Raw genomic sequence first — 7,356 nt, forward strand, 5'->3', positions numbered from 1 at the left:
GCCCTCGCGGCCTTCGCGACCGCCGCGGACTCGTCCGTGTCGTCGAAGGTCGTGCTCTCGTTCGCTTGACGGTCGAGCGCGACACCCCGGGCGCGTCCCCCGGGGGAGACGGCCGTGGTCAGTGCTTCTTGTACCCCGCGTTGCGCCCCATCGTGAAGAGGGCGCCGACCGTGCCGACGAAGCCGATCGCGGCGATACCGCCGATGACCCAGAGCACGACGTGAGAGAAGAAGCCGCTGTCCATGATGATCCTCCGGGTCGGTGTGGCCGTTCGATCCTACCGTCGCGCGTACGGCGCTCGTGCCGGGGCGGTCGCTTCGATGCGGGTCGTGCCGACGCCGGGGCACTGGTAGACTTCCGGGGAACTTCGGCGAGGGACTGCCGCGCACCGAACGGTGCAGGTGGCATCCGTGATCGACGCAGTGAAGCAGGCTCCCCGGCTTTCCTCACGCGCTCGCGTTCGAGTCGAATCCAGACCACACAGGTGCGGGCCCACGTCCGCTCACAAGCTGCGGGCCGAGCGCTCGCGAGGAGAACATCATGTCGGAAGACAACAAGGTCGTCGCGGAGCTCCGCGAGAACTTCGGCAAGGGCTTCGCCCGTCGTCTGCGCGCCGCGGGCAAGATCCCGGCCGTCATCTACGGTCACGGCACCGAGCCCCAGCACGTCGCGCTGCCGGGCCACCAGGTCGCGCTGCTCATCCGTCGCGCCAACGCGCTGCTCGACCTCGACATCGCGGGCAAGGGCCAGCTCGTCCTCGTGAAGGACGTGCAGAAAGACCCCGTGCGCCAGATCATCGAGCACATCGACCTCATCGTCGTGCGCAAGGGCGAGAAGGTCCAGGTCGACGTTCCCGTCACCGTCATCGGCGAGCCCTTCCCCGGCACCATCGCCAACCTCGAGAACACGACCGTGTCGCTCGAGGTCGAGGCCACGCACATTCCGCAGAACGTCGAGGTCTCGGTTGAGGGTGCCGAGGACGGCACGCAGATCACCGCCGCCGACCTGCAGCTGCCCGCGGGCGCCGCGCTGGTGACCGACCCCGAGACCCTCATCATCGGTGTTTCGGTCCCCCTCGACACGCTCGCCGCCGACGAGGAGATCGCCGAGGCCGACGCCGAAATCGCCGAGGAGCAGTCCGAAGAGGCCGAGGCCGCCGAGGGCGACGACAAGTAATCTCAGGCGGGCCGCGGCCCGCCGACCACGAGGGGGCGCGTTTCGCGCCCCCTCGTTCTCTGTGTCCGGGTCTCGCCGCCCGATACACGCGCGCGGACCCGGTTCGCGCCTGCGGAAGGATGGATGCCATGGCAGACACCTGGCTCATCGTCGGTCTCGGCAACCCCGGCCCACGGTACGAGGCGACCCGGCACAACATCGGCCAGATGGTCATGGACGAGCTCGCCGGCCGCCGCCGCGAGGCGTTTCGCGCCCACAAGGCCAACGCGCGCGTCGTCGAAACGTGGCTCCGGCCCGGGGCCGCGAAGCTCGTCCTCGCCAAGCTCAATTGCTTCATGAACGTCTCCGGCGGCCCGGTCGCGGGGCTTGCCCGCTTCTACGGCGTCGAGGCGGATCACGTCGTCGTCGTCCATGACGAGCTCGACATCCCCTACGACACGATCAAGCTCAAGATCGGCGGTGGTCACGGCGGCCACAACGGCGTGCGCGACATCGCCAAGGCGCTCGGCACCGCGGACTTCCCGCGGGTGCGGGTGGGTATCGGCCGTCCCTCGGGCCGTCAGGATCCCGCCGACTGGGTGCTCGACCCCTTCGGTTCGACCGAGCGCCAGACCCTGCCGATCCTCGTGTCGGATGCCGCGGATGCCGTCGAGTTGCTCGTCGACGAGGGCTTGGTCTCGGCGCAACAGCGATTTCACGCTCCCCGCGCCTGACACCCGGCTCGACAGACCGGAGGTCCCTGAGCCCGTCGAGGGAGCCGACATCGGGTCTTACGTCGCGATGGAGGTCTCCGAGCCCGTCGAACCGACGGGTGCCCGCGCGACGGATGGCGCGCATCCGCCCTGGAAACGCGGCGCTGACGGTCCGCGCCTCTCCGCCTCCGCGGCGACACGAAGAAAAGACCCCGGCCTCGAAAGGCCGGGGTCTTGTCGTGGGTCGGTGTCACATCGTGGAGCCGACGCCCACCGCGGCACCGACGCCGAGAGCCGTGATGACGATGATCCCGCCGAGCACGGCGATGACGATCGCGGCGATTCCCCACCCGCGGCCGCGGTTCTTCACCGCGGCGATGATGCCCTGGATGAAGCCCCAGAGGCCCAGGATGCCGTAGACGACGAAGGCTGCGACAGACAGCGCGGCGACCGCGATCGCCGACTGCTCGGCGCCGGGTGGCAGCGATTCGGGGTCGACCTGGCCGGTCGAGGAGTCGACGTACTGACCGAGGCCCCCGGTCTGCACGCCCGCTACGAAGGCGAGGATCGCACCCACGACGACGGCGAGGACAGAGACGACGAACGCGATGATGCCGAGCTTCTTCGACACCGGCCCCCGGTGCTCGGGCGCATAGGCGGGCGCGGCGTAGCCACCCGGCGCGGGCTGCGCCTCGCTGCGCGTGGGGGGCGGGTTGTACGGCTCCGGCGGCGGCGGTGTGGTGCTCACGAGTTGCTCCCTTGGTCGTCGACAGGCAGGACACGCCTGCTCGGCGGATGACGGACACGACGCCCGTTGCCGCGAGTGTAGGGGAGCCCCGGGCGGGGACCGGATGGGCTGGACGCGCCCTCTTCGTCGCGGTATCGCACCCGAGGACGCGGGTCACACCGGGGTGAGCCCGCTCGCCGTCGTTGCGAGTCCCGCCACGAGGCCGACGGCGACGAGGCCGCCGAACACCAGGGGTCCCAGTGCCGAGAGGACGATGGCCGTGATGCCCGCCCCGCGTCCCGATCCGACCGCGGTGGCGACGATGCCGAGCACGAGCGCGGTCACCCCCACGACGGTCCCTGCCCAGAACGAGATCTCCCCGACGAGGACGACATCGCGCACCGGCGACAGCACGCGCCAGTCGAGAGTCGACGACGTGAGCGTCTCGAGCCCCGGCCCCGCGCCCCGGGCGGTGCGGAATGCGGCGAAGCCTCCGACGGCGGATGCCAGGACGGTGGCGGCGATCGACGACAGCAGGGCCCAGATGCCGAGGGGTCGGGCGCGTCGGCGCGGCGGCGGGGGAGCGAGGAGGGTCCCGACCGGCGGCGCGACGTGCGGCGCGGCGAAGACCGGACCGTTCGGGACGCCGGGGCTGCTCATGCCGTCACTCTACGAGACGTCGTCGGTCAAGGGCGTGGGCACACACGGCCCGATGTCGGACCCCCCGCGTAGACTCATTCGAGTGACAGTTCCCGGGATCGTTCGCGCCCTCGAGCAGGCTGAGTCGTACCGTGAGGCCGCTTCCGCGGCATCCGCCGACTTGTCTCTCTCCCTTGTCGACGGCCTCGACGCACCCGTGATCGCGGGGTTGATCGAGCGTCGCCGCGCGGCCGGCGGGCCCGGCGCGGTGCTGGTCATCGCCCCGACCGGGCGTCGTGCCGAGTCGCTGGGTCCGGCATTGGATGCCGTCCTCCCCGGCGCCCACGTGCTCCACTTCCCCGCGTGGGAGACCCTGCCACACGAGCGCCTCAGCCCGAGCCCCGAGACGGTCGGCCGGCGCCTCGACGTGCTGCGGCGAATTGCCGCGTGGGACGGAGAGGTGCCATTGGTCGTCACCGCATCCGTACGCAGCGCCCTCCAGCCGCTCGCTCCCGGCCTCGGCGACGTCGAGCCGGTGCAGCTCGTCGTCGGCGGCCGCGGGCATCAGCTCGAGACCGTGACGACGCGGCTGGTCGAGCTGGCCTACCACCGCGTCGACATGGTGTCGCGACGTGGCGAGTTCGCCGTGCGCGGCGGCATCCTCGATGTCTTCCCGCCCGTGGCCGATCATCCGTACCGCGTCGAGTTCTTCGGCGACGAGGTCGACCAGATCCGTGCGTTCTCCGTCGCCGATCAGCGATCGCTTCCGGGCGAGGTGACCGACGTCACGCTCGTCCCCAGCCGCGAACTGCTGCTCAGCACCGAGGTGCGCGCCCGCGCCGCCGAGCTGCGCGACGCCTATCCGGGTCTTCGGCAACTGCTCGAGAAGATGGCCGAGGGCATCCCCGCGGAGGGCATGGAGTCACTCATCCCCGTGCTGATCGACGACCTCATCACCCTTGTCGACTACCTGCCGGGGGGCAGCGCCGTTGCGCTCGTCGACCCCGAGCGCTCGCTTGCGCGGGCGACGACGCTCGGCGACACGAACCGCGAGTTCCTCGAGGCCGCGTGGTCGGCGGCGACCGCGGGAGCCGACACCCCGGTCGACCTCGACTCCGGTGATTTCGTGACGCTCGACGATCTGCACGAGAAGGCCGCGGGTCGTGGGGGCGTCTGGTGGGAGCTGAGCGCCTTCGACTCGGGCGCCGCGGATGCCGAAGACGAAGGTCTCGTCGTCGGCGACGGGTCGGCGCACCGCGTCAAGGCCGACGCGGTGCCGTCCTTCCAGGGCAACGTCGAGGGAGCCACGGCGCACGTCGGTCAACTGCTCGCCGACGGCTGGTCGGTCGTCGTCACGGCATCCGGACCCGGAATGGTCGATCGTGCCCGCGACGTGCTCGCCGAGCGCGGTATCGCGGCGCGTCGCGTCGACGACGTCCGCACGGCCCCCGAGCCCGGTGTCGCTCACGTGGTGTGTGCGCCGTTGGAACGCGGGTTCCAGCTCACCGAGGCGAAGTTCGCCGTCATCACCGAGACCGAGTTCTACGGTCGGTCGGTCAGCGGCGACAACCGGGGGGTCAAGAAGCTCGCATCGCGGCGGCGCAACGTCGTCGATCCGATGCAGCTCAAGCCCGGCGACGTCGTCGTTCACGCTACGCACGGCATCGGCAAGTTCCTCGAGCTCACGCAGCGCGAGGTCTCCAGCGGCGGACGCAACGCGGTGAAGACGACGAAAGAGTATCTGGTCCTCGAATACGCCCCCGCGAAACGCGGGTATCCGGGCGACAAGCTCTACGTGCCCACTGATCAACTCGACCTGCTGTCGAAGTACGTCGGCGGAGAAGCGCCCACCCTGTCGAAGATGGGCGGGAGCGACTGGGCGGCGGCCAAGGGCCGCGCGCGCAAGGCCGTCCGCGATATCGCGGTGGAGCTGGTGAAGCTGTATTCGGCGCGCATGGCGTCGAAGGGCTACGCCTTCGGGCCCGACACCCCCTGGCAGCGGGAACTCGAAGAGGCCTTCCCCTTCGCAGAGACCCTCGATCAGCTCCAGACGATCGACGAGATCAAGGCCGACATGGAGAAGCCGATCCCGATGGATCGACTCCTTTCGGGAGACGTCGGTTTCGGCAAGACCGAGGTCGCCGTGCGCGCCGCGTTCAAGGCCATCCAGGAGGGCAAACAGGTCGCCATGCTGGTGCCGACGACCCTCTTGGTCAAACAGCACCTCGAGACGTTCGCCGAACGGTACGCGGGCTTCCCCGTCACGGTGCGTCCGCTCTCGCGGTTCCAGTCCGACAAAGAGGCGAAGTCGACCTTGGCGGGCCTCACCGACGGCACCGTCGACATGGTCATCGGGACTCACCGCATCCTGACCGAGAAAGTGATCTTCAAAGACCTCGGGCTGATGATCATCGACGAGGAGCAGCGTTTCGGCGTCGAACACAAAGACGCATTGAAGAAGCTCAAGACGAATGTCGACATCCTCGCGATGAGCGCGACGCCCATCCCGCGCACGCTCGAGATGGCGGTCACCGGCATCCGTGAGATGTCGACCCTGGCGACTCCGCCCGAAGATCGGCATCCGATCCTCTCGTACGTCGGACCCCGCAACGACAAGCAGATCGCCGCGGCGATCCGACGCGAGCTGCTGCGCGAGGGCCAGGTGTTCTACGTGCACAACCGGGTCTCATCGATCCAGCGCGTCGCTGCGCACCTCGCGGAGCTGGTCCCCGAGGCGCGGATCGTCGTCGCTCACGGACAGATGGGCGAGCACGCCCTCGAGCAGGTCGTTGACGACTTCTGGGAGCGCCGAGCCGACGTGCTCGTGTCGACGACCATCATCGAGACGGGCCTCGACATCTCGAACTCCAACACGATCATCATCGACCGCGCCGACAAGTACGGCCTGTCGCAGCTGCATCAGTTGCGCGGTCGCGTGGGCCGTGGGCGCGACCGGGCCTACGCGTACTTCCTGTACGACGAGATGAAGCCTCTCTCCGAGACGGCTGCCGACCGTCTCGAGACGATCGCCGTCAACAACGAACTCGGCAGCGGTATGCAGGTGGCGCTCAAGGACCTCGAGCTGCGCGGGGCCGGCAACCTGCTGGGCGCGGAGCAGGCGGGGCACATCGCCGGTGTCGGCTTCGACCTGTATCTGCGCATGATCGGTGAGGCCGTGTCGACCTTCCGCGGCGACGACGTCGACGGCCCCAGCGAGCTGCGGTTGGAGCTGCCGGTCGACGCGCGCCTGCCCGAGTTTTACATCGACAGCGAGCGCCTGCGCCTCGAGGCCTACCAGAAGCTTTCGGCGGCGGCATCGGCAAGCGCGAAGGACGACGCCATCGACCTCGTGATCGAGGAGCTCCGAGACCGATACGGCGAACCGCCCGCCGAGGTCGAGGGACTCATCGCGGTGGCGCGTCTGCGCCGCCGTGCTGCGCAGGCGGGACTCGCCGACGTGGTGGCGATGGGATCGAACCTGCGCATCGCCCCCGCCCACCTCGCCGAGTCCATGCGCGTGCGCCTGCAGCGCCTGTACCCGAAGGCGAAGCTCGTCGCGGGCGGGGATGCCATGGTGGTGCCGCTGCCACAGGACGCCGATGACGCGAACCTGATCGCGTGGGTGCGCCAGCTCCTCGATGCCCTGTGGCCGTTGCCCGTCGAGAAGTCCCCGGAAGCGGCGAACGCCTGAGCTCGCGTCTTCCCTGACGACGGCCGCCCAGCGGGCCCGATCGACCTCCGTGTCGGTCGGGCCCGCTCGCTTCTTCCGGCGTCGTCCCGGGAGTATGGGCCGCGACACGCCCGGGGAGGGCGTGGATTCGACGGAGTGGCGGTTCACGCGTAACTTATTCCTTGTTCGCCCCACAGGGGAGAGCGGAGCGGCCCGAAAGGCCCCGCGTCCTCTCAAGCGGTGAACCGGCCCAAGACCTCACCGGATGGTGTATGGTTTTGGTTCTGGTCGTTCGGCCGGTTCCCGAGGTCGATCTCTTCGTGAGGTCCCACTGAGGAATCGTGTGCTGGGCAGCTGGTCAATTGAAGTGAACTGCCTCATGGTTGGTCGCAAGACTTTTTCTGTGGGTGCGTCCGTTCCTTGAGAACTCAACAGCGTGCACTTGTCAAATG

Annotated in this window: 6 protein-coding genes; 3 read left to right on the plus strand and 3 right to left on the minus strand. The window is 69.2% G+C overall.

The genetic code is table 11. The features are described from left to right. Positions 1 to 118 precede the first annotated feature (118 nt). Positions 119 to 244 carry a hypothetical protein gene (locus RWP81_RS12405; protein ID WP_314456533.1) on the minus strand — a complete coding sequence of 42 codons (126 nt, stop codon included), beginning with the start codon at positions 242 to 244 and terminating at the stop codon, positions 119 to 121. Positions 245 to 540: 296 nt separating this feature from the next. Here RWP81_RS12405 and RWP81_RS12410 point away from each other — a divergent pair, with 296 nt between their 5' ends. Both RWP81_RS12410 and pth read left to right on the plus strand, forming a co-directional pair. Beyond that, entirely contained in the window at positions 541 to 1,176 is a 636-nt protein-coding gene (locus tag RWP81_RS12410) for a 50S ribosomal protein L25/general stress protein Ctc (protein WP_314456536.1), read from the plus strand. A 128-nt stretch (positions 1,177 to 1,304) separates the two neighbouring features. Beyond that, positions 1,305 to 1,889, plus strand: a complete 585-nt coding sequence (pth, locus tag RWP81_RS12415; protein WP_314456538.1) for an aminoacyl-tRNA hydrolase — start codon at positions 1,305 to 1,307, stop codon at positions 1,887 to 1,889. 229 nt (positions 1,890 to 2,118) lie between these two features. Here pth and RWP81_RS12420 read toward each other — a convergent pair whose 3' ends face one another. Next, positions 2,119 to 2,616 (minus strand): hypothetical protein, encoded by a 498-nt coding sequence (locus tag RWP81_RS12420; protein WP_314456540.1) that lies wholly within the window; start codon positions 2,614 to 2,616, stop codon positions 2,119 to 2,121. Between the two features lie 153 nt (positions 2,617 to 2,769). Next, on the minus strand, positions 2,770 to 3,255 hold the full coding sequence (locus RWP81_RS12425; RefSeq protein WP_314456542.1) for a hypothetical protein: 486 nt from the start codon (positions 3,253 to 3,255) through the stop codon (positions 2,770 to 2,772). Between the two features lie 82 nt (positions 3,256 to 3,337). On the opposite strand from RWP81_RS12425, the gene mfd reads away from it, so the two are divergent. Further along, positions 3,338 to 6,925, plus strand: a complete 3,588-nt coding sequence (gene mfd, locus RWP81_RS12430; RefSeq protein ID WP_314456544.1) for a transcription-repair coupling factor — start codon at positions 3,338 to 3,340, stop codon at positions 6,923 to 6,925. Positions 6,926 to 7,356: the final 431 nt, after the last annotated feature.

It is taken from the genome of uncultured Microbacterium sp., from assembly GCF_963521695.1.
Classification (GTDB): Bacteria; Actinomycetota; Actinomycetes; order Actinomycetales; family Microbacteriaceae; genus Microbacterium.